This is a genomic window from Buttiauxella izardii (assembly GCF_003601925.1).
GTDB classification, from domain to species: Bacteria; Pseudomonadota; Gammaproteobacteria; order Enterobacterales; family Enterobacteriaceae; genus Buttiauxella; species Buttiauxella izardii.
On the sequence record NZ_QZWH01000055.1, the window covers coordinates 21,412 to 42,248 of the forward strand.

The 20,837-nt window shown below is 51.1% G+C and carries 27 protein-coding genes; 11 read left to right on the forward strand and 16 right to left on the reverse strand.

The features are described from left to right. The first annotated feature begins 61 nt into the window (after nucleotides 1-61). Nucleotides 62-328 carry a type II toxin-antitoxin system ParD family antitoxin gene (locus D6029_RS19770; RefSeq protein ID WP_120066404.1) on the forward strand — a complete coding sequence of 89 codons (267 nt, stop codon included), beginning with the start codon at nucleotides 62-64 and terminating at the stop codon, nucleotides 326-328. Next, the gene (locus D6029_RS19775; RefSeq protein ID WP_120066405.1) at nucleotides 315-611 is read left to right on the forward strand and encodes a type II toxin-antitoxin system RelE/ParE family toxin; all 297 of its coding nucleotides are present in this window, start codon (nucleotides 315-317) and stop codon (nucleotides 609-611) included. The genes D6029_RS19770 and D6029_RS19775 overlap by 14 nt, the downstream gene beginning before the upstream one ends. Before the next feature lie 53 nt (nucleotides 612-664). On the opposite strand, the gene D6029_RS22555 is transcribed toward D6029_RS19775, so the two are convergent. After that, nucleotides 665-829 (reverse strand): hypothetical protein, encoded by a 165-nt coding sequence (locus D6029_RS22555; protein ID WP_167456035.1) that lies wholly within the window; start codon nucleotides 827-829, stop codon nucleotides 665-667. A 223-nt stretch (nucleotides 830-1,052) separates the two neighbouring features. Between D6029_RS22555 and paeA the strand changes: the two genes are divergently transcribed. Beyond that, nucleotides 1,053-2,390, forward strand: a complete 1,338-nt coding sequence (gene paeA / locus D6029_RS19780) for a polyamine export protein PaeA (protein ID WP_120066406.1) — start codon at nucleotides 1,053-1,055, stop codon at nucleotides 2,388-2,390. 62 nt (nucleotides 2,391-2,452) lie between these two features. Here the strand turns inward: paeA and D6029_RS19785 are convergent, their stop codons facing one another. Continuing rightward, a complete protein-coding gene (locus D6029_RS19785; protein ID WP_120066407.1) occupies nucleotides 2,453-2,659 on the reverse strand; it encodes a DUF1107 domain-containing protein in 207 nt (68 codons plus the stop codon). Nucleotides 2,660-2,999: 340 nt separating this feature from the next. Between D6029_RS19785 and D6029_RS19790 the strand changes: the two genes are divergently transcribed. Next, a complete protein-coding gene (locus D6029_RS19790) occupies nucleotides 3,000-3,557 on the forward strand; it encodes a YtfJ family protein (protein WP_120066408.1) in 558 nt (185 codons plus the stop codon). 4 nt (nucleotides 3,558-3,561) lie between these two features. Here the strand turns inward: D6029_RS19790 and cysQ are convergent, their stop codons facing one another. After that, nucleotides 3,562-4,302 (reverse strand): 3'(2'),5'-bisphosphate nucleotidase CysQ, encoded by a 741-nt coding sequence (gene cysQ / locus D6029_RS19795; RefSeq protein WP_120066409.1) that lies wholly within the window; start codon nucleotides 4,300-4,302, stop codon nucleotides 3,562-3,564. Between the two features lie 188 nt (nucleotides 4,303-4,490). On the opposite strand from cysQ, the gene D6029_RS19800 reads away from it, so the two are divergent. After that, nucleotides 4,491-6,422: a bifunctional 2',3'-cyclic-nucleotide 2'-phosphodiesterase/3'-nucleotidase gene (locus D6029_RS19800; RefSeq protein WP_120066410.1), complete on the forward strand. Its 1,932-nt coding sequence runs from the start codon at nucleotides 4,491-4,493 to the stop codon at nucleotides 6,420-6,422. A 76-nt stretch (nucleotides 6,423-6,498) separates the two neighbouring features. Here the strand turns inward: D6029_RS19800 and D6029_RS19805 are convergent, their stop codons facing one another. Beyond that, on the reverse strand, nucleotides 6,499-6,888 hold the full coding sequence (locus D6029_RS19805; RefSeq protein WP_120066411.1) for a winged helix-turn-helix transcriptional regulator: 390 nt from the start codon (nucleotides 6,886-6,888) through the stop codon (nucleotides 6,499-6,501). A gap of 91 nt (nucleotides 6,889-6,979) precedes the next feature. Between D6029_RS19805 and D6029_RS19810 the strand changes: the two genes are divergently transcribed. The 4 genes from D6029_RS19810 to ytfE all read left to right on the forward strand — a co-directional run bounded on the left by D6029_RS19810 (nucleotide 6,980) and on the right by ytfE (nucleotide 10,615). Then, nucleotides 6,980-7,828 carry an SDR family oxidoreductase gene (locus D6029_RS19810; protein WP_120066412.1) on the forward strand — a complete coding sequence of 283 codons (849 nt, stop codon included), beginning with the start codon at nucleotides 6,980-6,982 and terminating at the stop codon, nucleotides 7,826-7,828. A gap of 160 nt (nucleotides 7,829-7,988) precedes the next feature. Continuing rightward, entirely contained in the window at nucleotides 7,989-8,813 is an 825-nt protein-coding gene (locus D6029_RS19820) for an AraC family transcriptional regulator (RefSeq protein WP_120066414.1), read from the forward strand. A gap of 80 nt (nucleotides 8,814-8,893) precedes the next feature. Continuing rightward, nucleotides 8,894-9,868 (forward strand): DMT family transporter, encoded by a 975-nt coding sequence (locus D6029_RS19825; RefSeq protein ID WP_120066415.1) that lies wholly within the window; start codon nucleotides 8,894-8,896, stop codon nucleotides 9,866-9,868. An 84-nt stretch (nucleotides 9,869-9,952) separates the two neighbouring features. Then, the gene (gene ytfE, locus D6029_RS19830) at nucleotides 9,953-10,615 is read left to right on the forward strand and encodes an iron-sulfur cluster repair protein YtfE (protein ID WP_120066416.1); all 663 of its coding nucleotides are present in this window, start codon (nucleotides 9,953-9,955) and stop codon (nucleotides 10,613-10,615) included. Between the two features lie 89 nt (nucleotides 10,616-10,704). Here ytfE and cycA read toward each other — a convergent pair whose 3' ends face one another. Together cycA and fklB are read right to left on the reverse strand one after the other, a co-directional pair. Beyond that, a complete protein-coding gene (gene cycA / locus D6029_RS19835) occupies nucleotides 10,705-12,117 on the reverse strand; it encodes a D-serine/D-alanine/glycine transporter (RefSeq protein WP_120066417.1) in 1,413 nt (470 codons plus the stop codon). A gap of 294 nt (nucleotides 12,118-12,411) precedes the next feature. Beyond that, the gene (gene fklB, locus D6029_RS19840) at nucleotides 12,412-13,032 is read right to left on the reverse strand and encodes an FKBP-type peptidyl-prolyl cis-trans isomerase (RefSeq protein WP_120066418.1); all 621 of its coding nucleotides are present in this window, start codon (nucleotides 13,030-13,032) and stop codon (nucleotides 12,412-12,414) included. 192 nt (nucleotides 13,033-13,224) lie between these two features. Here fklB and D6029_RS19845 point away from each other — a divergent pair, with 192 nt between their 5' ends. Next, on the forward strand, nucleotides 13,225-13,830 hold the full coding sequence (locus D6029_RS19845; protein WP_120066419.1) for an OapA family protein: 606 nt from the start codon (nucleotides 13,225-13,227) through the stop codon (nucleotides 13,828-13,830). A gap of 187 nt (nucleotides 13,831-14,017) precedes the next feature. On the opposite strand, the gene rplI is transcribed toward D6029_RS19845, so the two are convergent. From rplI to rpsF, 4 genes are read right to left on the reverse strand one after another with little or no spacing between them, the layout of a single operon-like run. Beyond that, complete coding sequence (rplI, locus tag D6029_RS19850; protein ID WP_120066420.1) at nucleotides 14,018-14,470, reverse strand: 50S ribosomal protein L9; 453 nt, start codon at nucleotides 14,468-14,470, stop codon at nucleotides 14,018-14,020. Nucleotides 14,471-14,509: 39 nt separating this feature from the next. Beyond that, nucleotides 14,510-14,737 carry a 30S ribosomal protein S18 gene (gene rpsR / locus D6029_RS19855; RefSeq protein WP_002210155.1) on the reverse strand — a complete coding sequence of 76 codons (228 nt, stop codon included), beginning with the start codon at nucleotides 14,735-14,737 and terminating at the stop codon, nucleotides 14,510-14,512. Nucleotides 14,738-14,741: 4 nt separating this feature from the next. Next, entirely contained in the window at nucleotides 14,742-15,059 is a 318-nt protein-coding gene (gene priB / locus D6029_RS19860; RefSeq protein ID WP_120066421.1) for a primosomal replication protein N, read from the reverse strand. A 6-nt stretch (nucleotides 15,060-15,065) separates the two neighbouring features. Beyond that, nucleotides 15,066-15,461, reverse strand: a complete 396-nt coding sequence (gene rpsF, locus D6029_RS19865) for a 30S ribosomal protein S6 (RefSeq protein ID WP_034492828.1) — start codon at nucleotides 15,459-15,461, stop codon at nucleotides 15,066-15,068. 363 nt (nucleotides 15,462-15,824) lie between these two features. On the opposite strand from rpsF, the gene D6029_RS19870 reads away from it, so the two are divergent. Then, entirely contained in the window at nucleotides 15,825-16,100 is a 276-nt protein-coding gene (locus D6029_RS19870) for a YdgH/BhsA/McbA family protein (protein WP_120066422.1), read from the forward strand. Between the two features lie 247 nt (nucleotides 16,101-16,347). Here D6029_RS19870 and D6029_RS19875 read toward each other — a convergent pair whose 3' ends face one another. From D6029_RS19875 to ulaA, 6 genes are read right to left on the reverse strand one after another with little or no spacing between them, the layout of a single operon-like run. Next, nucleotides 16,348-17,037 (reverse strand): L-ribulose-5-phosphate 4-epimerase, encoded by a 690-nt coding sequence (locus tag D6029_RS19875; RefSeq protein ID WP_120066423.1) that lies wholly within the window; start codon nucleotides 17,035-17,037, stop codon nucleotides 16,348-16,350. Continuing rightward, nucleotides 17,024-17,890, reverse strand: a complete 867-nt coding sequence (locus D6029_RS19880) for an L-ribulose-5-phosphate 3-epimerase (protein ID WP_120066424.1) — start codon at nucleotides 17,888-17,890, stop codon at nucleotides 17,024-17,026. Before D6029_RS19880 ends, D6029_RS19875 begins: the two co-directional genes overlap by 14 nt. Before the next feature lie 9 nt (nucleotides 17,891-17,899). Beyond that, nucleotides 17,900-18,556, reverse strand: coding sequence for a 3-keto-L-gulonate-6-phosphate decarboxylase UlaD (locus D6029_RS19885; protein ID WP_120066425.1), 657 nt, complete (start codon nucleotides 18,554-18,556; stop codon nucleotides 17,900-17,902). 10 nt (nucleotides 18,557-18,566) lie between these two features. Further along, entirely contained in the window at nucleotides 18,567-19,037 is a 471-nt protein-coding gene (gene ulaC, locus D6029_RS19890) for a PTS ascorbate transporter subunit IIA (protein ID WP_120066426.1), read from the reverse strand. A gap of 9 nt (nucleotides 19,038-19,046) precedes the next feature. After that, the gene (gene ulaB, locus D6029_RS19895) at nucleotides 19,047-19,352 is read right to left on the reverse strand and encodes a PTS ascorbate transporter subunit IIB (protein WP_120066427.1); all 306 of its coding nucleotides are present in this window, start codon (nucleotides 19,350-19,352) and stop codon (nucleotides 19,047-19,049) included. Nucleotides 19,353-19,364: 12 nt separating this feature from the next. Then, the gene (gene ulaA / locus D6029_RS19900) at nucleotides 19,365-20,762 is read right to left on the reverse strand and encodes a PTS ascorbate transporter subunit IIC (protein ID WP_120066428.1); all 1,398 of its coding nucleotides are present in this window, start codon (nucleotides 20,760-20,762) and stop codon (nucleotides 19,365-19,367) included. Between the last annotated feature and the right edge of the window lie 75 nt (nucleotides 20,763-20,837).

A 20,837-nucleotide genomic window follows, 5' to 3' on the forward strand; every position in this document is an offset into this window, starting at 1 on the left:
AAATCTACTCAGGTAAAATTTATAGTAGATGTAAGAACAAATCTTACATTGAGGTGAGTTGATGGCACGAACAGTGACAGTCGATCTCGGTGACGAACTCCGTGAGTTCATTGATTCTCTCGTAGAGTCAGGTGATTACCGAACACAAAGCGAAGTCTTGCGGGATGCTTTACGGCTTCTGCGCGAGAAACAAGCAGAATCCAGATTACAGCAGTTACGCGATCTGCTCGCTGAAGGCATCAGCAGCGGCGCTCCGCAAGTTTGGGAACAAGATACTTTTCTACAACGGATGAAAGAAAAGGCGAAATCAAGGGATGAAAACAATTGAATTAACACCAAAAGCGTCTGAGGACCTTGAATCTATTTGGATCTACAGCTTTAAGCGCTACGGAGAGGCAAAAGCGGATAGCTATATCAAACGCTTTTCAGACATTTTCAATATTCTTATAACTCATGATATCGGCACGCCAAGGCCAGAGTTGGGCGAAAGTATGTTTTCGCTCCCGGTAGAGCAGCATGTTGTTTTCTTCGTTCCCACACAGAGATGTATTACGGTGATTCGTATACTTAACCATGCGCAAGATGTGAACAGGCATTTCACCTGGCTTTAAGTTAATAGCAACCCTTTATGGGCTGCCAGATTATTCTTTTTTCTACGCCTGATTCATCCCCACCAGGAAGCGATCTGCTTTTTGCTCAAGCCGATGCAGCAGCGGCGCTCCGCAAGTTTGGGAACTGAATACTTTTCTACAACGGATGAAAGAAAAACATCAAAATAAGGGATAAAAACCGCAATTGTAGGGCGGATAAGCGAAGCGTCATCCGCCATTTTCACCCATGCTGGCGGGGGCGCTGCGCTTGTCCACCCTACGAAAGGCCGTAAGTTGTAGAGTACTGCGGCCAAATTATACCCTCTGGCAGCCTCACATCCCCTTACGCTATACTACCCATTGAAATTGCTGGCCCAACCTCCACGGACTGGCAGTCAAAACGTTTTAACCCTTAGATTTTCAACTACCCTTCCGAGGCTCTGGCTCTAAGCCGGATAAACTATGTTAAACAGTATTTTATTAATACTTCTTCTTATCTCTGTCAGTGCGTTTTTCTCGATTTCCGAGATCTCGCTGGCGGCTTCCCGCAAGATAAAACTCAAGCTGCTGGCAGATGATGGCAACGTTAACGCGCAGCGTGTATTGAAAATGCAGGAAAGCCCCGGCATGTTCTTTACCGTGGTGCAGATTGGCCTGAACGCGGTCGCAATTCTCGGCGGTATCGTCGGTGATGCGGCGTTTTCCCCGGCGTTTAAAATGATGCTGGAGCGTTTCTTCTCCCCAGAAATGGCCGATCAGCTGAGCTTCATCATCTCCTTTACGCTCGTCACCAGCTTGTTCATTTTGTTTGCAGACCTCACCCCGAAACGCATCGGTATGATTTCGCCTGAATCAGTTGCTTTGCGAATCATCAACCCGATGCGCTTCTGTCTGTTTATCTTCCGTCCGCTGGTGTGGTTCTTTAACGGCCTGGCGAACGTGATTTTCCGCATTTTCAAGCTGCCGATGGTGCGTAATGACGACATCACTTCTGACGATGTTTACGCCGTGTTTGAAGCCGGTGCGCTGGCGGGTGTGTTGCGTAAGCAGGAACATGAGCTGATTGAAAATGTGTTCGAACTGGAATCGCGGACTGTGCCGTCGTCGATGACATCGCGCGAAAACATCATCTGGTTTGATTTGCACGAAGACGAGCAAAGCCTGAAGAACAAGATTGCCGAGCATCCGCATTCGAAGTTCCTGGTGTGTAATGGCGATATCGACCATATCGTGGGTTACGTAGATTCCAAAGAGCTGCTGAACCGCGTGCTGGGCAACCAGAGCATGGCACTGAACAGCGGTGTGCATCTGCGTAATACGCTGATTGTGCCGGATACTTTGACGCTGTCCGAAGCACTGGAAAGCTTTAAAACGGCGGGCGAAGACTTCGCCGTGATCATGAACGAGTACGCGTTGGTGGTGGGAATCATCACGCTCAATGATGTAATGACCACGCTGATGGGCGATTTAGTCGGCCAGGGCATGGAAGAGCAGATCGTTGCCCGTGATGAAAACTCGTGGCTGGTTGAAGGCGGCACGCCGATTGACGACGTGATGCGCGTGCTGGATATCGACGAGTTCCCGCAGAATGGCAATTACGAAACCATCGGCGGCTTTATGATGTTTATGCTGCGAAAAATCCCGAAACGTACCGATTCGGTGAAGTTCTCCGGGTATAAGTTTGAAGTGGTGGATATCGATAACTACCGCATCGACCAGTTGCTGGTGACGCGTATCGACAACAAACCCACGCCGCTGACGCCTAAGTTGCCGGATGGTGAAGAGCAGAGCGCGGGGTAATTCTCAAGTTCCAGAAACACTAACGGCACCCTCGGGTGCCGTTTTTGTTACTACTTATGGCTTCATGCCAATTCCGCCTGCATATGTTTTACCTGGCGGTTTACTTCCGACATAACAGATAGATGCTGCCTATCTTTCACTTTTGGGATAAGAATCTTGCCCTTATCAAATTCAAAAGCGCCAACGTCCTTGATGTACAACCGTCCACGGAACAGGATTTTCACGTACTTCGCCACCTGAAGCGGGTTGTACCGTTGGAAAATTTTCATTCTTCTTCTCTCCTGCAGTGTTAACGCCCCTGCGGTTCCACATTTGGTCCGACAAAACGAGGCGAAAAATTTGGTGCCTGGAAACTATAGTCCATATACAAACCGACACCTAGTTTGCACAATCTTATTTACCGTATGATTACAATTTCTCAGAATATTCTTTTCAATTGTAAACAAAACTCAGTTTAAGCCTTCAAAAAACAAGGATATGTGCGGTCACCCGCAAACTGGCATTGTTGTTGCGGGACAGAAAGCTATTCAGCACATATGCTTAAAACGTCACGACGAAGTGGTCGGATCACCTGCAAATTTTTCACAAATAATAAGATTAGGAGTTCTCATGTCCCTACGTAAAACCCTTGCGCTTGCCCTGCTGTTACTGCCACTTGCGGCATCCGCACATAACTTTGAGAAAAATCAGCGAGTCTCGCCTATTGGTATTACGGATAAAGGCGAGTTGATGCTCGACAATGATAAGTTTAGCTACAAAAACTGGAATAGCGCGCAGCTCGTGGGAAAAGTGCGAGTGCTGCAACATATTGCCGGTCGCAGTAGCGCAAAAGAGAAAAATGCCGGAATTATCGAAGCGATTAAGGCCGCCAAACTCCCACACGATCGCTACCAGACGACGACTATCGTCAATACCGATGACGCGATTCCCGGCACCGGTATGTTTGTACGCAGCAGTCTTGAGAACAATAAAAAGCAGTATCCGTGGTCGCAAATTATTGTCGATAGCAACGGCGTAGCAAAGAGCGCCTGGCAGCTAGAAGAATCCAGTTCAGCGATTGTGGTGCTGGATAAACAAGGACGTGTGCAGTTTGCCAAAGATGGCGCGCTGACGCAGGAAGAAGTGCAGCAGGTCATGAGCCTGCTGCGCGAACTGCTTAGTAAATAGTTGCTTAGTAAATAGAAACGCGGAAACCCGGGTTTAAGAATGACTCACGCGGGGTGTAGTCGAGTGGCTTACCCTGCCAGTCATGAACGTGCGCGCCAGCAGCGGCGGCAACCGCGTGGCCTGCGGCGGTATCCCAGATATTGGTTGGCCCAAAGCGCGGGTAAAGCTGCGCCTGCCCTTCTGCCACCAGGCAAAATTTAAGTGATGAACCGATAGATGTAGTCTGATGTTCGCCCAGTTGATGCAGATATTCTTTCAGTTCGTCATCGCCATGCGAGCGGCTAATCACCACCAGCGGCGGGCGCGCATCACGCACATGAATCGGGTTACGCACACCATTTTCTTCTTTCCAGGCTTTGCCTTCTGCCGCGCTGTACATCACGTTCAGCACTGGCGCGTAAACCACGCCCAGCACCGCTTTGCCCTTTTCGATAAGCGCGATATTAACGGTAAATTCGCCGTTGCGTTTCAGGAATTCTTTGGTGCCATCCAGCGGGTCGACCAGCCAGTAGCGATCCCAGCTTTGGCGTGTTTCCCAGCTTTGCGGATCTTCTTCTGAAAGCACCGGTATTTCCGGGGTCAGGGTTTGCAAACCTTGCAAAATAATGGTGTGCGCTGCGATATCTGCCGCAGTTACCGGCGAGTCATCGAGCTTTTGTGTCGCTTCCAGCGGTTTTTCACCTTCATAAACCTGCATGATGGCGGCTCCCGCCTCCCGGGCCAGTTGGCAAATTTTGTCTAACATTCTGCACCTCATGTTGTGTCGCGCAAATAACCTGTTGTTTTACTTATATCTCATCACGCCTGGTTGCGCTATCTGTGAACCGATTCCGGTTTACCTCGCCCTTTTTCTGGCACACTTCACAATTCTGTAAGCAACAACGTTTATATACATAGCCTTGTGTGGACTACCTCGAAAAAAGGACCTCAATCATGATCAAGTTTAGCGCAACGATCCTTGCCACGCTGATCGCAACCAGCGTTAACGCGGCAACCGTTGACCTGCGTATTCTGGAAACCAGCGATCTTCATAGCAACATGATGGATTTCGATTACTACAAAGACACGCCAACGGAGAAATTCGGGCTGGTGCGTACGGCGAGCTTAATCAATGCCGCGCGTGGCGAGACGGTCAACAGCGTGCTGGTGGATAACGGTGACCTGATTCAGGGCAGTCCGCTGGGAGATTACATGGCGGCAAAAGGGCTGAAGAAAGGCGATATTCACCCGGTTTATAAGGCGCTGAATACGCTGGATTATGCGGTAGGAAACCTCGGCAACCACGAGTTTAACTATGGCCTCGATTACCTGCATATGGCGCTCGAAGGGGCAAAATTCCCGTATGTGAATGCCAACATTATCGATGCCAAAACCAATAAGCCGCTGTTCACGCCGTATGTGATTAAAGACACCGCCGTGAAAGATAAAGACGGCAAAGAGCAGACGTTGCGTATCGGCTATATCGGGTTTGTGCCACCGCAAATTATGACGTGGGATAAAACCAATCTCGAAGGCAAAGTCACGGTGCAGGATATTACCGAAACCGCGCGTCATTACGTGCCAGAAATGCGCAAGCAAGGCGCTGATTTAGTGGTGGTTATCGCCCACTCCGGTCTTTCCAGCGACCCGTATCACGCGATGGCGGAAAACTCGGTTTATTACCTCAGCACCATTCCGGGCGTGGATGCCATTATGTTTGGTCACGCGCACGCGGTATTCCCAGGCAAAGATTTTGCCAATATCAAAGGTGTCGATCTCGAAAAAGGCACGCTGAACGGGATTCCTGCGGTAATGCCAGGCATGTGGGGCGACCATCTCGGCGTAGTGGATTTAGTGCTGAACAACGACAGCGGCGCGTGGAAAGTGGTGAGCAGCAAAGCGGAAGCACGCCCGATTTACGACAGCGTGGCGAAGAAATCGCTGGTGCCAGAAGATGCGAAACTGGTGGATGTGCTTAAGCACGATCACGACGCCACGCGCGAGTTCGTCAGCAAACCTATCGGTAAATCTTCCGACAATATGTATAGCTATCTGGCGCTGGTGCAGGACGATCCGACCGTGCAGGTAGTGAATAACGCGCAAACCGCCTACGTCGAAAAATACATTCAGGGCGATCCGGATCTGGCGAATCTGCCGGTGTTATCTGCTGCCGCGCCGTTTAAAGTCGGCGGCCGTAAAAACGATCCGGCCAGTTTTGTCGAAGTAGAAAAAGGCCAGCTCACCTTCCGTAATGCCGCCGATTTGTATCTCTATCCGAACACGCTGGTTGTGGTGAAAGCGACGGGTAAAGAGGTTAAAGAGTGGCTGGAATGTTCCGCCGGGCAGTTTAATCAGATTGATGTGAACAGCACAAAACCGCAGTCGCTGATTAACTGGGACGGGTTCCGCACTTATAACTTTGATGTTATCGACGGCGTGGATTACCAGATTGATGTGTCGCAACCGGCGCGTTATGACGGCGAATGCCAGATGGTGAACCCGAAAGCCGAACGCATCAAAGGGCTGACGTTTAAGGGCAAGCCAATTGACCCGAATGCGACGTTCCTCGTGGCGACCAATAACTATCGCGCATACGGTGGCAAGTTTGCCGGAACGGGCGACAGCCATATCGCTTTCGCTTCACCTGATGAAAACCGTTCGGTGCTGGCGAACTGGATTACCGCAAGCAAGGAAATCCACCCGGCTGCCGATAACAACTGGCGCCTGGCGCCAATCCACAGCAATCAGAAATTAGATATTCGCTTTGAAACCTCACCGGGTGACAAAGCGGCGGCCTTTATCAAAGAAAAAGGCCAGTATCCGATGAAGAATGTGGGATCGGATGAAATCGGTTTTGCGTTGTATCAGTTGGATTTGAGTAAGTAGGTTTAACCACGCGTCGGATGACGCTGCGCTTATCCGACCTACAAGTGCATGATTTTATGGTGGATAAGCGCAAGTGTTAGCGTTCTTCGCGGGACGCTAACACTCGCGGCAAATTCAATTCAATCCAGTCAGCCAGCCCCGCGACTTGCTCGGCAACTTCAAAACCCAATTGCGTCAGGCTGTATTCCACATGCGGCGGCACAACCGGGTAGGATTTACGGTTCACAAAGCCATCGGCTTCCAACCATTGCAGCGTTTGCGCGAGCATTTTTTCACTCACGCCACCCATTTTGCGGCGCAGATCGCTAAAGCGATGCGTTCCTTCCTGCAAGGCCACCAGAATCAACACGCCCCAACGGCTAGTGACGTGCTTGAGCACATCGCGCGACGGACACTGTTCGGCGAACAAATTGCCGTCACGCATCTGCTCGGTTAACGACGGCGAGCGGGTTTCAATTTCACTCATTTGATACTTACCTTTTTGTGCGTACTTACTAAAAGTTAGTGCTAGTGATAGTGTGGCACAACTTAACCAGAACCCCCACAGGAGATTTACCATGATCGCTATTACTGGTGCTTCCGGCCAACTGGGCCAGCTCGTAATTGAAGAATTACTGAATACCGTTGCGGCAGACCAACTGGTCGCTATTGTGCGTAACCCATCGAAAATTCAAACGCTTGCTGACCGTGGCGTGCAGGTTCGTGCCGCCAGCTATGAAGATAAAGCCGCGCTGGTGAAAGCGCTGGCAGGCGTTGAAAAGCTGTTGCTGATCTCTTCAAGCGAAGTGGGCCAGCGTGCGGTTCAGCATCGCAACGTGATTGAAGCGGCTAAAGAAGCGGGCGTGAAACTGATTGCTTACACCAGCTTGCTGCACGCAGATTCCTCACCGCTGGGTCTGGCAGATGAGCACGTGGCCACCGAGAAAATGCTGCAAGAATCCGGCATTCCGTTTGTGCTGCTGCGCAACGGCTGGTACACCGAAAATTACCTCGCCAGCGTGCCGCCAGCACTGGAACACGGCGTATTTATTGGCTCTGCGGGTGACGGGAAAATCGCCTCTGCAACACGCACCGATTATGCGGCAGCCGCCGCAAAAGTGATGACGCTGGAAAACCAGGCGGGCAAAGTTTATGAACTGGCGGGCGACCACGGTTGGACGCTGGCTGAGCTGACGACGGAACTGACCAAACAGAGCGGCAAAACCGTCGTTTATCAGAACCTGCCGGAAGCAGATTTTAAAGCCGCATTATTGGGCGCTGGTTTGCCGGAAGGTTTAGCCGCGCTGCTGGCAAACTCTGATGTCGGCGCATCAAAAGGTGGCTTGTTTGATGACAGCCGTCAGCTCAGTGCGTTAATTGGCCGCCCGACTACGGCACTTGCTGAAAGCCTTCGCGCCGCGCTGTAAATGTTAACTTTCCGTTAAAGCTGGAAATCCTATATCCTAAATAATTCGAGTTGCAGGAAGGCGGCAAGAGAGTGAGTCCCGATGAGCTTACTTGAGTAAGTGATTCGGGCGAGCAAGCGTAGCCAACGCATCTGCAACTTGAAGTATGAAGGATATTAATATGCAAGGCGTACCTGAACACTTCAACGATGAAAAAGACATTGCTCAATTCCGGCATTTACCCCAATTGCCCGGCGTTGAGCTTTATCACGCCCATATTTCCCGTTACGCCTTTGAGCCGCATACGCACGAAGCGTTTGGCATTGGCACGGTAACACGTGGCGCTGAGCGTTTTCGCTATCGGGGTGTTCAGCATGTTGCCGCGAAAGATTCGTTAGTGCTCATGAACCCGGACGAATTGCATACTGGCGAAGCCGCAACGGAAGACGGCTGGCAGTACCGTATGATTTATCTCGAGCCGGATCTGCTTGAAAGCGTGACCGGCTCACGCAACTGGTCGTTTAGCGAAGTCGTCAGCCACGATCCGCAACGGTCGGGGCGTATTTCGCAACTGATTAATGGCTTGTGGAGCGAAAGTGATTCGCTGGCGCAGCAAGGTTTGTTGCTGAATCTTATCGAAACTTTCCAGCCTTACGCTCAACATCAGGCTGACGGAACGCCGGAATCTGCACATCGGTTTGAGCAAATTCGGGACTATCTTCATGATAACTATATGCACCCGGTAACGCTCGATGAGCTGGCAGCCGTGGTGTCGCTTAGTCCTTATCACTTTCATCGTATGTTTAAAGTGCACTTCCACGTCACGCCTCACCAAATGTTAATGGCGATTCGCCTGTGGCACGCCAAACGGTTGCTGACCAGTGGAATGCCCGCCGCACAGGTGGCCGCCGCCAGCGGATTAACCGATCAGGCGCATTTGACACGCGCCTTTTCCCAGCGTTATGGCATTACGCCAGTGCGCTATCAAAAGCAGGTCGCCCGTTAGCAATACCGCAAGCTGGTACAATATTTCCTTCCACTTGCCACCTACACTCATTCCAAAGAGTTAAGTGGAAGAACATAAAGATGTTAACTGGAGTGTTGTACGCCCTGCTCGCAGGGTTGATGTGGGGACTGATTTTCGTCGGGCCGTTGATTGTTCCTGATTACCCGGCTGCCATGCAGTCGACCGGGCGTTATCTGGCGCTGGGCTTTATTGCGCTACCGTTGGCCTGGTTTGGCCGCCAGCGTTTGCGCCAATTGACACGCACGGATTGGTTTACCGCGCTGAAGCTTTCTACCGTCGGCAATCTCATTTATTACGTCTGCCTCGCCAGCGCCATTCAGCGCACTGGCGCGCCGATCTCTACCATGATTATCGGCACGCTGCCGGTGGTGATTCCGGTGTTTGCTAATCTGCTGTACAGCAAACGTGACGGCAAATTGCCGTGGCGTCGGCTGGCGCCTGCGCTGGTGATTATCGCCCTCGGCCTGGTGATGGTTAACACCGCCGAATTGCGCACCGGGCAGCTCGATTTCAGTTGGTGGCGTTATGTGAGCGGCATTGGCCTGGCGTTTATTTCCGTCGCCTGCTGGGCCTGGTATGCGCTGCGTAACGCCTGTTGGTTGCGAGAAAACCCGGACAAAAACCCGCTGATGTGGGCAACGGCGCAAGGGATGGCGATTCTGCCGTTTTCATTGCTCGGTTATATCGCCGTTTGCCTGTGGATGTCGCGCACCAACACCGATTTCACTCTGCCCTTCGGCCCGCGTCCGGAAGTGTTTTTGACGCTGATGATAGCCATCGCGCTGTTTTGTTCCTGGCTCGGCGCGCTGTGCTGGAACATCGCCAGCCAGCGTTTACCGACGGTGATTGTTGGCCCGCTGATTGTCTTTGAGACACTGGCCGGGCTGGCTTACACCTTTATGCTGCGCCATAGCTGGCCGCCGCTTCTGACCTTGCTCGGGATTATTTGCCTGGTAATTGGCGTGGTGATGGCGGTGCTAACCAAGCCGCAGAAAAACACGCTCGAAGAAGTGGTCGTCGTGACGGACAAATAGCGCGTTACCTCGAAATAGTCATAGCGCCGACTTAAAGATGCATTTAATATGCATCTTATATTATCGACAACGAGGTAACTGCTCATGGCTTTTCGCGATCAACCTTTAGGTGAACTGGCTTTAACTATTCCGCGCGCTTCTGCGCTGTTCCGTAAATTGGATCTCGATTTTTGCTGCGGCGGGAAACAGACGCTTGAGCGTGCGGCAACGCGCAAAGAATTGGATCTGGAAGCGATTGAAGCAGAACTCGCAGCGCTTGCGGTAGAGCCTGTCGATAAAGACTGGCAAAGCGCGCCACTGGCGGAAATCATCGACCATATTCTGGTGCGTTATCACGACCGCCACCGCGAACAACTGCCGGAGCTTATCCTTCAGGCCACCAAAGTTGAGCGCGTGCATGCCGATAAACCGAATGTACCGAAGGGGCTGGCGAAGTATCTCACCATGCTGCATCAGGAATTGAGCAGCCATATGATGAAAGAAGAACAGATTCTGTTCCCGATGATTAAAAATGGCATGGGAACGCAGGCCAACGGCCCGATTAGCGTGATGGAAAGTGAGCATGATGACGCTGGCGAATTGCTGGAAGTGATCAAGCACACCACCAATAATGTGACGCCGCCACCGGAAGCGTGTACAACCTGGAAAGCAATGTATAACGGAATTAATGAGTTGATTGATGATTTGATGAATCACATCAGTCTTGAGAATAACGTGCTGTTTCCACGGGCTTTGGCTGGGGAATAAATCCCCTCACCCCGACCCTCTCCCTCAGGGAGAGGGAGAAAACCGTACGATCCCCTCTCCCGTGGGAGAGGGCTAGGGTGAGGGTAAAATTACTTACGCATTGTCGCAATGCGCTTCTTGCCGATAAACATCCAGCACACACCCAACAACACAAACCACAATGGCGTTACGATCAGCGCCTGGCGGGTATCGGTTTCCAGCGTCAGCAGCACAATCACAAACACGAAGAACGCCATACACATCCAGCACATAAACTTGCCGAGCGGCATTTTGTAGATGGATTTCTGATGCAGTTCCGGGCGCTGTTTGCGGTACACCAGGTACGAGCACAGAATAATCGTCCAGACGAACATAAACAGAATCGCCGACACGGTGGTGATCATGGTGAATGCCGCAATCACGTTCGGGTTCACGTAGAGCATCACCACGCCGCCCAGCAGGCAGATACAGGAGAAGGTTAAACCCTTCGCCGGAACCGCACGTCTGGAGAGTTTGGCGAACGCTTTCGGTGCCATGCCGTCTTGCGCGAGGCCGAACAACATGCGGCTGGTAGAGAACACGCCGCTGTTTGCCGAAGATGCCGCAGAAGTCAGCACCACAAAGTTGATAATACTCGCGGCGGCAGGCAATCCCACCAGCACGAACAGTTCAACGAAGGGGCTCTTATCCGGCACCACTGAACGCCATGGCGTTACCGACATAATCACGATCAGCGCGAACACGTAGAACATGATGATACGAATCGGAATCGAGTTGATGGCGCGTGGCAGTGACTTTTCTGGGTCTTTTGTTTCAGCCGCAGTGGTGCCGACCAGCTCAATACCCACGAATGCAAATACCGCTATCTGGAAGCCCGCAAAGAATCCGCTGATGCCTTTCGGGAACCAGCCGCCGTCATTCCATAAGTTATTGATGGAGGCTTCGACACCGGATGGAGAATGGAAGTGAGTCAAAATCATCACCAGGCCGATAACAATCAGCGCGACGATGGCGACGATTTTAATCATCGCGAACCAGAACTCCATTTCCCCGAACATTTTCACGGTGGCGAGGTTTAAGGTCAGCAATAAGACAACAACCGAGAGCGAGGCCACCCAATCTGAAAGCCCCGGGAACCAGAACTGCGCGTAGGCGGTTATCGCCACCACGTCGGCCATGCCGGTAACAACCCAGCAGAACCAGTACGTCCAGCCGGTAAAATACCCCGCCCACGGGCCGAGTAAGTCCGCTGCGAAGTCGCTGAAGGATTTGTATTCGAGGTTTGAAAGCAGCAGTTCGCCCATCGCTCGCATCACGAAGAACAGCATAAAGCCGATGATCATGTAGACGAAGATGATGGATGGCCCGGCGAGGCTGATGGTTTTTCCGGAGCCCATAAACAGGCCGGTTCCGATGGCGCCACCAATGGCGATGAGCTGGATGTGACGGTTGGTTAAATTGCGCCGTAGAGACTGTTCAGACGGTGCCTCAGCAGCGTCTGCAACTTTTATCTGATCTACCATGTTGTGTTTTCCTGTTCCTGTCTGTTGCGTTCAGGCTCTTCTGGCCTTTATTTAAATTTTGAGGATGTGATGTTGTCGTTCCGGGGAACGCAATGATAGTAGGGAAGAATCGGCGGGTTGAACACTAAGATTGAATTTTTTGTTAATTTAATGTTTGTTTTGAGTGCAAAATCACGGCTAAAGAGTGATGAGCCTCACACAAACACTTATGAAGGAAGTGTTTACCAGATAAAATCATGCTGATTTTGTTAACAGCCAAATAAAAACCCCGCCGTGGCGGGGTCGCTTGAACGCTTACAGAATTTCCAGCAGTTCAACTTCAAAAACCAGCGTGCTGTACGGAGGAATGGACGCACCCGCGCCGCGCTCGCCGTAAGCCAGGTTTTGAGGGATAGTCAGTTCCCATTTAGAGCCAACTGGCATCAGAGTCAGCGCTTCAATCCAGCCAGCAATAACGCCGCTTACCGGGAATTCCGCTGGTTCGCCACGCTGCACGGAGCTGTCGAACACGGTTCCGTCGATCAGTTTGCCGGTGTAGTGCACGCGAACGTGATCTTTACGTGCCGGGATTGGGCCTGTGCCCTGGGTCAGAACGCGGAATTGCAGACCAGATTCGGTGCTGCTCACGCCTTCTTTGTTGCTGTTTTCTTGCAGGTATTTCTGCCCTTCAACAGCCATTTCTTTCTGGCGTTCCTGGCGAACGGCATCAGCACGCTCGTGAACTTCACGCAGGGCGCGATGAACCACGTCAACCGGAACTGCCGGAGCATTCCCTTCCAGCGCATCACGCAGACCCGCTACCAGCGCTTCTGGCAGCAGACCTTGCAGACCAGATTCACTCAGTTGTTGACCTACCTGTAAACCAATACCGTAACTTGCTTGCGCTTCGACGCTGTCAAAAGAAGGGGTCGTCATGGGATTTCCTTTATGTGTTTAAAAGCAAGCCCGCAGCATAACAGCGTCATCCTGGCGGGTAAAATGCAAAAGCGGCAAAGGTGACAAATGCGGAGGAAACAGGAACAATGGTTTATTCAGTGCATCAGACAGTTAGCGTTCTATAATGGGGTGGACAAATGTACACAGCACATTGTGTGAAAATGAGGAGAGTTGCCGATGCGATTCGCTGTTAAACCCTGGCTTGAGCGGATTTGGCATGCACCCGATAATTTCCGCCTGATGGACCCCCTTCCGGCCATGCATCGTCGGGGGATTATTATTGCTGCGTTAGTGGTGGTGCTCGGTTTCCTTTGGCCTACGCCTGATGAAACTACACGCCCGGTAACGCGCGACGCCCAGCTTTCTATTGAGTCGCAATCCCCTATTCGTGCCCACTTAGTCAACCCACCCGCTAATACTGAACCTGCTGCTCCTGTAGAACCGTCTCGCGTTGAAGAACAACCGCAAGCCGAAACTCAGGCTCCTGTTCCACACGCTAATAATGATATTGAGCAGCAATGGCGTTCGTACCGTGTCGAGTCCGGGCAAACCATGGCGCAACTGTTCCGCGACCATAATTTACCGCCCGCAGATGTTTATTCCATGGCGCAGGTAGAAGGCGGCAATAAGCCGTTGAGTACATTGCAAACCGGGCAGATGGTGCAGATTCGCCAGAATGCGAATGGCGTGGTGACGGGGCTAACGATTGATATTGGTAACGATCAGCAAGTGCTGTTTACCCGTCAGCCAGATGGCAGCTTTATTCGGGCGCGTTAATACGCGAGTCTTACTCTAAATAATTCCAGTTGCAGCAAGGCGGATTTGGAGTGAATCCTCAGGAGCTTACTAAAGTAAGTGACTGAGGTGAACGAACGAAGCCAAAGCGGCTGCGGCTTGAAGTATGACGAGTAAAATGCAAAACGCCGGCACGAGGCCGGCGTTTTTACGTGTGAATCAGCGTAAATTACGCTTCAGCAACCACGTTTACAGTCAGTTTAGCGAATACTTCGCTGTGAACCTGGAAGTCCACTTCGTGCTCACCAGCGGTACGCAGAACGCCGTTCGGTAAACGAACTTCGCTCTTAGCCACTTCAACGCCAGCTGCAGTTACTGCATCAGCGATGTCGCGAGTACCGATGGAACCGAACAGTTTACCTTCGTCGCCAGCTTTAGACGCGATGGTAACAGTTTCGAGTGCGTTGATCTTCGCAGCGCGAGCTTCAGCAGCAGCCAGAACGTCAGCTAATTTAGCTTCCAGTTCTGCACGGCGTGCTTCGAAGAATTCAACGTTTTTCTTGGTAGCAGGAACAGCTTTACCCTGTGGTACCAGGAAGTTACGAGCATAGCCCGCTTTAACGTTAACCTGATCACCCAGGCTACCCAGGTTTGCTACTTTATCAAGCAGAATAACTTGCATTACCTTATCCTCTCAAAGTCGTTAATGGACAGTGGCCGATTACTGATGACGATCAGTATATGGCAACAAAGAAAGGTAACGAGCGCGCTTGATGCAGCGAGCCAACTGACGCTGGTATTTTGCACGAGTACCGGTGATACGGCTCGGGACAATTTTACCACTTTCAGTGATGTAGTTTTTCAGTGTAGCGATATCTTTATAATCAATCTCTACAACGCCTTCCGCTGTGAAACGGCAGAACTTGCGACGACGGAAATAACGTGCCATTTGGCTAGTCTCCAGAATCTATCAAATCAATCTGCTCGGCATGCAATACCACTTTGTTCAGACCATTTTTTGCCTGATGGCAACTAATGAAACCGTGAACTGTAAGTACCGTGCCGACCGTTATACTGTGAGTAATGGCTGAGTGTGCGTGCCCGCTAATAATAACTGGCATACGGCACCACGCCTGCCGATCTAAACCGGCTTCCTCTTGCACAGAGCGGTGCTCAAGCACGAACTGGCAATGAGGAATTCCTGACGGACTAACCTTACGCAGAGGCGTCTTGCACACTGTGCCAGACAAAACCAGGCGGTTGGCCGTCATTGGAAATTACTCTTCAGAATCCCCAGCATCTGCATCATCAGCAGTTTCGCTAGCGAAGTCATCGCGACGATCACGACGTTCGTCTTTAGCTTTAACCATTGGTGAAGCTTCAGTTACCGCGTGCTTAGTACGCATAACCATGCTACGGATAACGGCGTCGTTGAAGCGGAAGTTAGTTTCCAGCTCATCGATCACTTCCTGCGGAGCTTCAACGTTCAGCAGAACGTAGTGTGCTTTGTGCAGTTTGTTGATCGGGTAAGCCAGCTGACGGCGGCCCCAGTCTTCCAGACGGTGGATCGTACCTTCTGCTGCAGTGATTGCACCAGTGTAACGTTCGATCATACCCGGAACCTGTTCGCTCTGGTCAGGATGGACCATAAAAACGATTTCGTAATGACGCATCGAATTGCTCCTTACGGATTATTCAGCCTCCTGTCAGGGTCAGCCGCGGCCCATGGAAGCAAGGAACGTGTTTATAAAGGCGGCCGAAAAATTGACGCGTAATCATACAAGCGGAGCCCAGCAAACTCAAGGTAATAGAGAAATTAATTCTTTTGCATGAAGGATGAAACTTCAACACCAGGCTAACTCAGTGAAATCTATAACTTTGAGCTTAATCGCTTAAAATTTTTGACCAACATCATCAGAAATGGTCGCTTTTTATTCAACCTTGAGGGTTTACACTTGTTCTCATAGGCCGCCACTATTTATTAACAGGAGCGACGACCCCATCTGACACATTGAGTTGTAGTGAGGAGGTGGAATATGAAAACTATTGCACTGGCTTTTGCCGCTATTCTTTTGCTTTGTTCAAATGCGACAGCTGCTATCAAGATTGATGGTCGTCAGGCCCAAAATATGGACGATGTGATGAGTTTGGGCGTGATTTACATCAATCATAATTTTGCTACTGAGCAAGAGGCCGAAGTCGCCATTAATGACGATGCGGACCAACACCGAGCAAAGTACTACCACTCAATACTGCTGAGAGAGCCCGATAGCAACGGCAATATGCGCGTCAGCGCTGACATCTATCGGTAAACGAATGCAATGAATGAAGTAGTGAAGTAAAGCGTTAACACCAGGAATACCACAACGACATAGAAAGCCAACGTTGCCCCCGCTTGCGGGGGCTTTTTTTATCCCCGTCATACTTTAAGCTGCCGATGCGTTGACTGCGTCCATGCGCCCTGGTCACATAGTTATCTATGCTCCCAGGGACTTACGTCCTTGTCGCCTTCCTGCAACTTAAAGTATTTAGTGGATAACCACCCAGGTTGCAGAATTCCTATTCATTCTGCCCATAATAAGCATTTGCGCCGTGCTTACGCTGGAAGTGCTTGTTCATCAAATAGCTGTCGATGGGTTTGAGCTGTGGGTTAATTTCACGGGCAATCCACGCCATTCGTGCCACTTCTTCCATCACTACCGCGTTATGCACCGCATCTTCGACATTCTTTCCCCATGCAAACGGGCCATGCTGATAAACGACAATTCCTGGAGTATGCAGCGGATTAATCTCTCCCAAGGTTTGAATAATGACCTTTCCGGTATTCAGCTCATATTCACCCTGCACTTCTTCGCAGGTTAATGGGCGAGAACACGGAATATCCCCGAAAAAGTAATCGGCGTGTGTAGTGCCAAGCGCAGGAATACTTAACCCGGCCTGCGCCCATGCTGTAGCGTGAGTGGAGTGGGTATGAACCACACCGCCAAGTTCGGGGTACTTTTTATAAAGCGCCAGATGTGTAGCCGTATCCGACGAGGGGCGATATTTCCCTTCAATTACGACTCCGTTCATATCCACGATAACCATGTCATCGGCAGACATTGTTTCGTAGGCCACGCCGCTGGGCTTGATGGCAATGCACTGGCGCTCACGGTCAATACCACTGACATTACCCCAGGTAAACGTCACCAGACCATGACGTGGCAATGCCATATTCGCTTCAAATACCTGCTGTTTAAGCTGCTGCATGATTAACCTCCACCAGCCCTGCAGAAGCCATGCGAGCTAATACCCAGTCACGAGCAGCCGTTACCTCAGCGATAGGGTCGGAAGCACTTTCACTCCACATTTCAATCAAATACGGCCCACAATAACCACTGCGTTTCAACGTTTCAAAACAGCGTTCAAATTCCACTACGCCGGTTCCAAAAGGCACATTTTTAAATATGCCTGGCCGGGTGTCTTTGACATGAACCGCGACGATGTGCCCGCGCCCGGCTTCCAGTTCCATCTGCACGTCGTTATCCCATGCGGATAAATTGCCGATATCCGGGTAGATTTGAAACCACGGGTTATTCAGGTAATGCGCGTAGCCCATGGCTTTACTGATGGAATTCATCAATGGGTAATCCATGATTTCCATCGCCAGCGTCACCTGCGCCCGACTCGCCATTTCAACGGCCAGCATCAAACCTTCGCGGAAACGGCGACGAGTTTCATCATTCGCTTGCTGGTAATAAACGTCATAACCCGCCAGTTGAATCACGCGAATCCCGACATCCTGCGAAAATTCAATGGCTTTACGCATGATTTCCAGCCCCTGATTGCGCACTGCATCGTCTTCACTGCCCAAGGGAAAGCGGCGGTGTGCACTCAGGCACATTGAAGGAACCCGGACGCCGGTTTGTGCCACCGCCTGAACGAGAGAAAAGCGCTGCTCACGACTCCAGTCCAGACGCGCCAGGCGTTCGTCAGTTTCATCAATCGACATCTCCACGAAATCGAATTCCAGGCTGGCGGCCAGTTGTAACCTTTCCAGCCAGCACTCCCCTGCGGGAAGTGCTTTTTCGTAGATACCCAATGGAACTTGCTTATGCAGCATGAGCCGTCCTTATCCCCAGAGCTGGGCGATGGTGCGTTTGAACTGGCGTGCGGCTTCTACCGGCGAAGCGGCATCACGAATGCTGCGTCCGGCAATAAAGACGTGAATCGGGATACCTTTAAACAGAGGTAAATCCTCCAGCGCCAGGCCACCGGTAACGGTCACTTTGAAGCCCATATCGGAAAGACGTTTAATGGCACTGATATCTGCTTCGCTCCAGGCCACGCCCGCTGCTTGTGCATCACGGCTACGGTGATAAACCACTTGTTCAATTCCGGCAGCGCGCCATTCTTGCGCCTGTTCCCACGTCCAGAATCCGGTCAGCTCGATTTGTACGTCGCCGTTAAATTCGTGCGCCACTTCCAGCGCGCCTTTGGTGGTGTTGATATCGGCGCAGCAGATCACCGTTACCCAGTCTGCGTTAGCTTCAAAACACATACGCGAGAGGATTTTCCCGGCATCGGCAATTTTGGCGTCTGCCAGTACAATTTTATGTGGATAAAGCGCCTTAAGATCACGCACCGCACGGACACCTTCGCCCACGCAAAGAATGGTGCCCACTTCAATGATGTCGACTTCCTCGGCAATCAGGCGCGTGGTTTTATAAGCATCTGCCATCGTCTGGTTATCCAGCGCAACTTGCAGCATCGGTAATGAATGAGACATAAAAAGCTCCTTAAGCAGTTGCAGACGCCGTAGCGCGGTCGATTAAATCCAGTACTTCCTGCTCGCTGCGGCAGGCGCGTAAACGTTCAAAATTGGCTTCATCTTCAAACAGGTTAACGATCTGCATTATGCCGACTTCCTGATGCGTGTTGGCATCCACGGCGGCCATCGTGATAAGGATATCCACCGGGTCGTTATCTTCATGGTTAAACACCAGCGGGTTTTTCAGCGTCACCAGTGAGAAGCCTGTACGTTTTACTCCTTCTTCTGGCCGACCATGCGGCATGGCAAGACCCGGTGCGATGACAAAGTAAGGGCCAAATTGCGCTACACCATCGAGAATCGCCTGGTAATAGCGCGGCTCGACAACATCGGCATTCACCAGCAAATCGACGCCGATTTTTACCGCCTCCTGCCAGGTTGCAGCCTCGGCCTGTAGACGAATGGAATGGTTCTGAGCCAAAGAATCACGTAATTTCATCGGCGCTCCTTACTTCATATCCTGTGGGAAATGTTCGCGAATCACGTCCATCAGTTTCGGGCCGAAATCTGCGGCAGAAAGCATGTTGCGAACTCCCACCACGTGTTTATTGCCCGACACGGTGATTTCACTGGCGACATGCGTCGAAGCAACAATGATGTCAGCACTGCTTAGCTCACTTTTGTATTCACCTACCGCGCAGCTATTAACGGTATGGTTAATCCCTTCCTGAGTAAGAAACTGATCCACTTTCATTTTCATAATCATGGAACTGCCTTGCCCACAGCCACAAACAGCGAGAATGCGTACGGTCATAATCTCAATTCCTTAATTAGCGGAGGATTCCGTCAGTTGTTTTTCTGCATCTTCTTCCTGACGCAATGTGCGACTGGCGAAGAACATATAAATCAGTGCAATCACGATAACGACGCCCATAAACCACAGGCCCAGCGTTAGCCCTTGCATCAGCGGTGGTGCCAGAATTGACCAGTCGGCCATGCCCATCCAGGCGCTCAGTCCGGTTAGTTTTATTGCCCACACGCAGCCGAAGATTTCAATCATGCCCATCACCAGGCAGATTTTTAGCGCAGCGCGCCAGCCGCCGAAGTGATTAGCAAACACGCCAATCGTGGCATTGGAGAAGAACATCGGGATGAAGCCTGGGATGATCATGATGGAAGAACCCATCGCGATGAGAATGCCGACGGCAATAAGCTGGCCAATGGTTCCCCAGATAAAGCCCCACACCACCGCATTCGGTGCGAAGCTGTAAATTGCCGCACAGTCGATGGCAAGAACCGCACCAGGAATTAAGCATTGTGAGATGCCGTTGAAGGCTTCAGAAAGCTCGGCAACAAACATTCTGACGCCCTGCACGATGATGAAAATCGCCACCGCAAACTGGAAGCCGGTTTGCAGAATGTAGATAGTCCAGTGCGTTTTACCCGCCATGGCTTGCATCACGTCGATGCCGAATGAGCAGAGGATCACACCAAAAAACAGCGTCATAACAATGGCGGTGGAAACAATGTTGTCATGGAAGATATTCAGCCAGCCGGGCAGTTTAAGGTCTTCAACGCTCTCCTCTTTTTTACCCAGATACGGTGCGATTTTGTAGGCAATCCATGAAGCGAATTGTTGTTGATGTCCGATTGAGAAGCCGCTGTTCTCCGTCACCGCCTGAGTGGGTTTGAACATCATATTTGAGGTGATGCCCCAATACAGGGAAACCAGAACGGCAGTGCAGATAATGGTCGTCCACATCGAATAACCGAGGATGAAGAAGAACACCGCGATTAAACCGGCTTGCTGGAACATGATGTGACCAGTCAGCATGATGGTGCGAATACCCGTAATCCGGCGCAGCAACACGTAACTGATGTTGAGAGCCAATGCCAGTAGCACCGCATAACCTACCCAACTGTACGCGTCCCCCATCCTTTCGACTGTCGCCATCATCGAGGCGTAGGTGTCTGAGATCGCACCGTTAATTCCATACACCTCAGACATTTTTGCCACGACGGGTTTAAACGTGCCGGTCAAAATGCCGGAACCCGCTTGCAACAACATAAAACCGATAATCGTTTTGATGGTGCCTTTGATGATGACGCTGGCGCTTTTTCGCAATAACAAATAGCCCAGGCAGGTCACAATCCCTAGCAATAGGGGGGCATTGGTCATTACCTGGTTAAAGAAGATGGTAAAGACGTTGTATAGGGTCTCCATAAAGCTCTCCGTTGGGTAGTCGCTCCCTGTTTCGATAACAAACAGGCTGAAGTAAGGTGGCACTCACTTTATTTA

What these genes read in the sequence shown, in the direction of transcription:
- D6029_RS19770 (WP_120066404.1), top strand. Translation starts at nt 62, where the DNA reads ATGGCACGAACAGTGACAGTCGATCTCGGTGACGAACTCCGTGAGTTC.
- D6029_RS19775 (WP_120066405.1), top strand. Translation starts at nt 315, where the DNA reads ATGAAAACAATTGAATTAACACCAAAAGCGTCTGAGGACCTTGAATCT.
- D6029_RS22555 (WP_167456035.1), bottom strand. Translation starts at nt 829, where the DNA reads ATGGCGGATGACGCTTCGCTTATCCGCCCTACAATTGCGGTTTTTATC.
- paeA (WP_120066406.1), top strand. Translation starts at nt 1,053, where the DNA reads ATGTTAAACAGTATTTTATTAATACTTCTTCTTATCTCTGTCAGTGCG.
- D6029_RS19785 (WP_120066407.1), bottom strand. Translation starts at nt 2,659, where the DNA reads ATGAAAATTTTCCAACGGTACAACCCGCTTCAGGTGGCGAAGTACGTG.
- D6029_RS19790 (WP_120066408.1), top strand. Translation starts at nt 3,000, where the DNA reads ATGTCCCTACGTAAAACCCTTGCGCTTGCCCTGCTGTTACTGCCACTT.
- cysQ (WP_120066409.1), bottom strand. Translation starts at nt 4,302, where the DNA reads ATGTTAGACAAAATTTGCCAACTGGCCCGGGAGGCGGGAGCCGCCATC.
- D6029_RS19800 (WP_120066410.1), top strand. Translation starts at nt 4,491, where the DNA reads ATGATCAAGTTTAGCGCAACGATCCTTGCCACGCTGATCGCAACCAGC.
- D6029_RS19805 (WP_120066411.1), bottom strand. Translation starts at nt 6,888, where the DNA reads ATGAGTGAAATTGAAACCCGCTCGCCGTCGTTAACCGAGCAGATGCGT.
- D6029_RS19810 (WP_120066412.1), top strand. Translation starts at nt 6,980, where the DNA reads ATGATCGCTATTACTGGTGCTTCCGGCCAACTGGGCCAGCTCGTAATT.
- D6029_RS19820 (WP_120066414.1), top strand. Translation starts at nt 7,989, where the DNA reads ATGCAAGGCGTACCTGAACACTTCAACGATGAAAAAGACATTGCTCAA.
- D6029_RS19825 (WP_120066415.1), top strand. Translation starts at nt 8,894, where the DNA reads ATGTTAACTGGAGTGTTGTACGCCCTGCTCGCAGGGTTGATGTGGGGA.
- ytfE (WP_120066416.1), top strand. Translation starts at nt 9,953, where the DNA reads ATGGCTTTTCGCGATCAACCTTTAGGTGAACTGGCTTTAACTATTCCG.
- cycA (WP_120066417.1), bottom strand. Translation starts at nt 12,117, where the DNA reads ATGGTAGATCAGATAAAAGTTGCAGACGCTGCTGAGGCACCGTCTGAA.
- fklB (WP_120066418.1), bottom strand. Translation starts at nt 13,032, where the DNA reads ATGACGACCCCTTCTTTTGACAGCGTCGAAGCGCAAGCAAGTTACGGT.
- rplI (WP_120066420.1), bottom strand. Translation starts at nt 14,470, where the DNA reads ATGCAAGTTATTCTGCTTGATAAAGTAGCAAACCTGGGTAGCCTGGGT.
- rpsR (WP_002210155.1), bottom strand. Translation starts at nt 14,737, where the DNA reads ATGGCACGTTATTTCCGTCGTCGCAAGTTCTGCCGTTTCACAGCGGAA.
- priB (WP_120066421.1), bottom strand. Translation starts at nt 15,059, where the DNA reads ATGACGGCCAACCGCCTGGTTTTGTCTGGCACAGTGTGCAAGACGCCT.
- rpsF (WP_034492828.1), bottom strand. Translation starts at nt 15,461, where the DNA reads ATGCGTCATTACGAAATCGTTTTTATGGTCCATCCTGACCAGAGCGAA.
- D6029_RS19870 (WP_120066422.1), top strand. Translation starts at nt 15,825, where the DNA reads ATGAAAACTATTGCACTGGCTTTTGCCGCTATTCTTTTGCTTTGTTCA.
- D6029_RS19875 (WP_120066423.1), bottom strand. Translation starts at nt 17,037, where the DNA reads ATGCAGCAGCTTAAACAGCAGGTATTTGAAGCGAATATGGCATTGCCA.
- D6029_RS19880 (WP_120066424.1), bottom strand. Translation starts at nt 17,890, where the DNA reads ATGCTGCATAAGCAAGTTCCATTGGGTATCTACGAAAAAGCACTTCCC.
- D6029_RS19885 (WP_120066425.1), bottom strand. Translation starts at nt 18,556, where the DNA reads ATGTCTCATTCATTACCGATGCTGCAAGTTGCGCTGGATAACCAGACG.
- ulaC (WP_120066426.1), bottom strand. Translation starts at nt 19,037, where the DNA reads ATGAAATTACGTGATTCTTTGGCTCAGAACCATTCCATTCGTCTACAG.
- ulaB (WP_120066427.1), bottom strand. Translation starts at nt 19,352, where the DNA reads ATGACCGTACGCATTCTCGCTGTTTGTGGCTGTGGGCAAGGCAGTTCC.
- ulaA (WP_120066428.1), bottom strand. Translation starts at nt 20,762, where the DNA reads ATGGAGACCCTATACAACGTCTTTACCATCTTCTTTAACCAGGTAATG.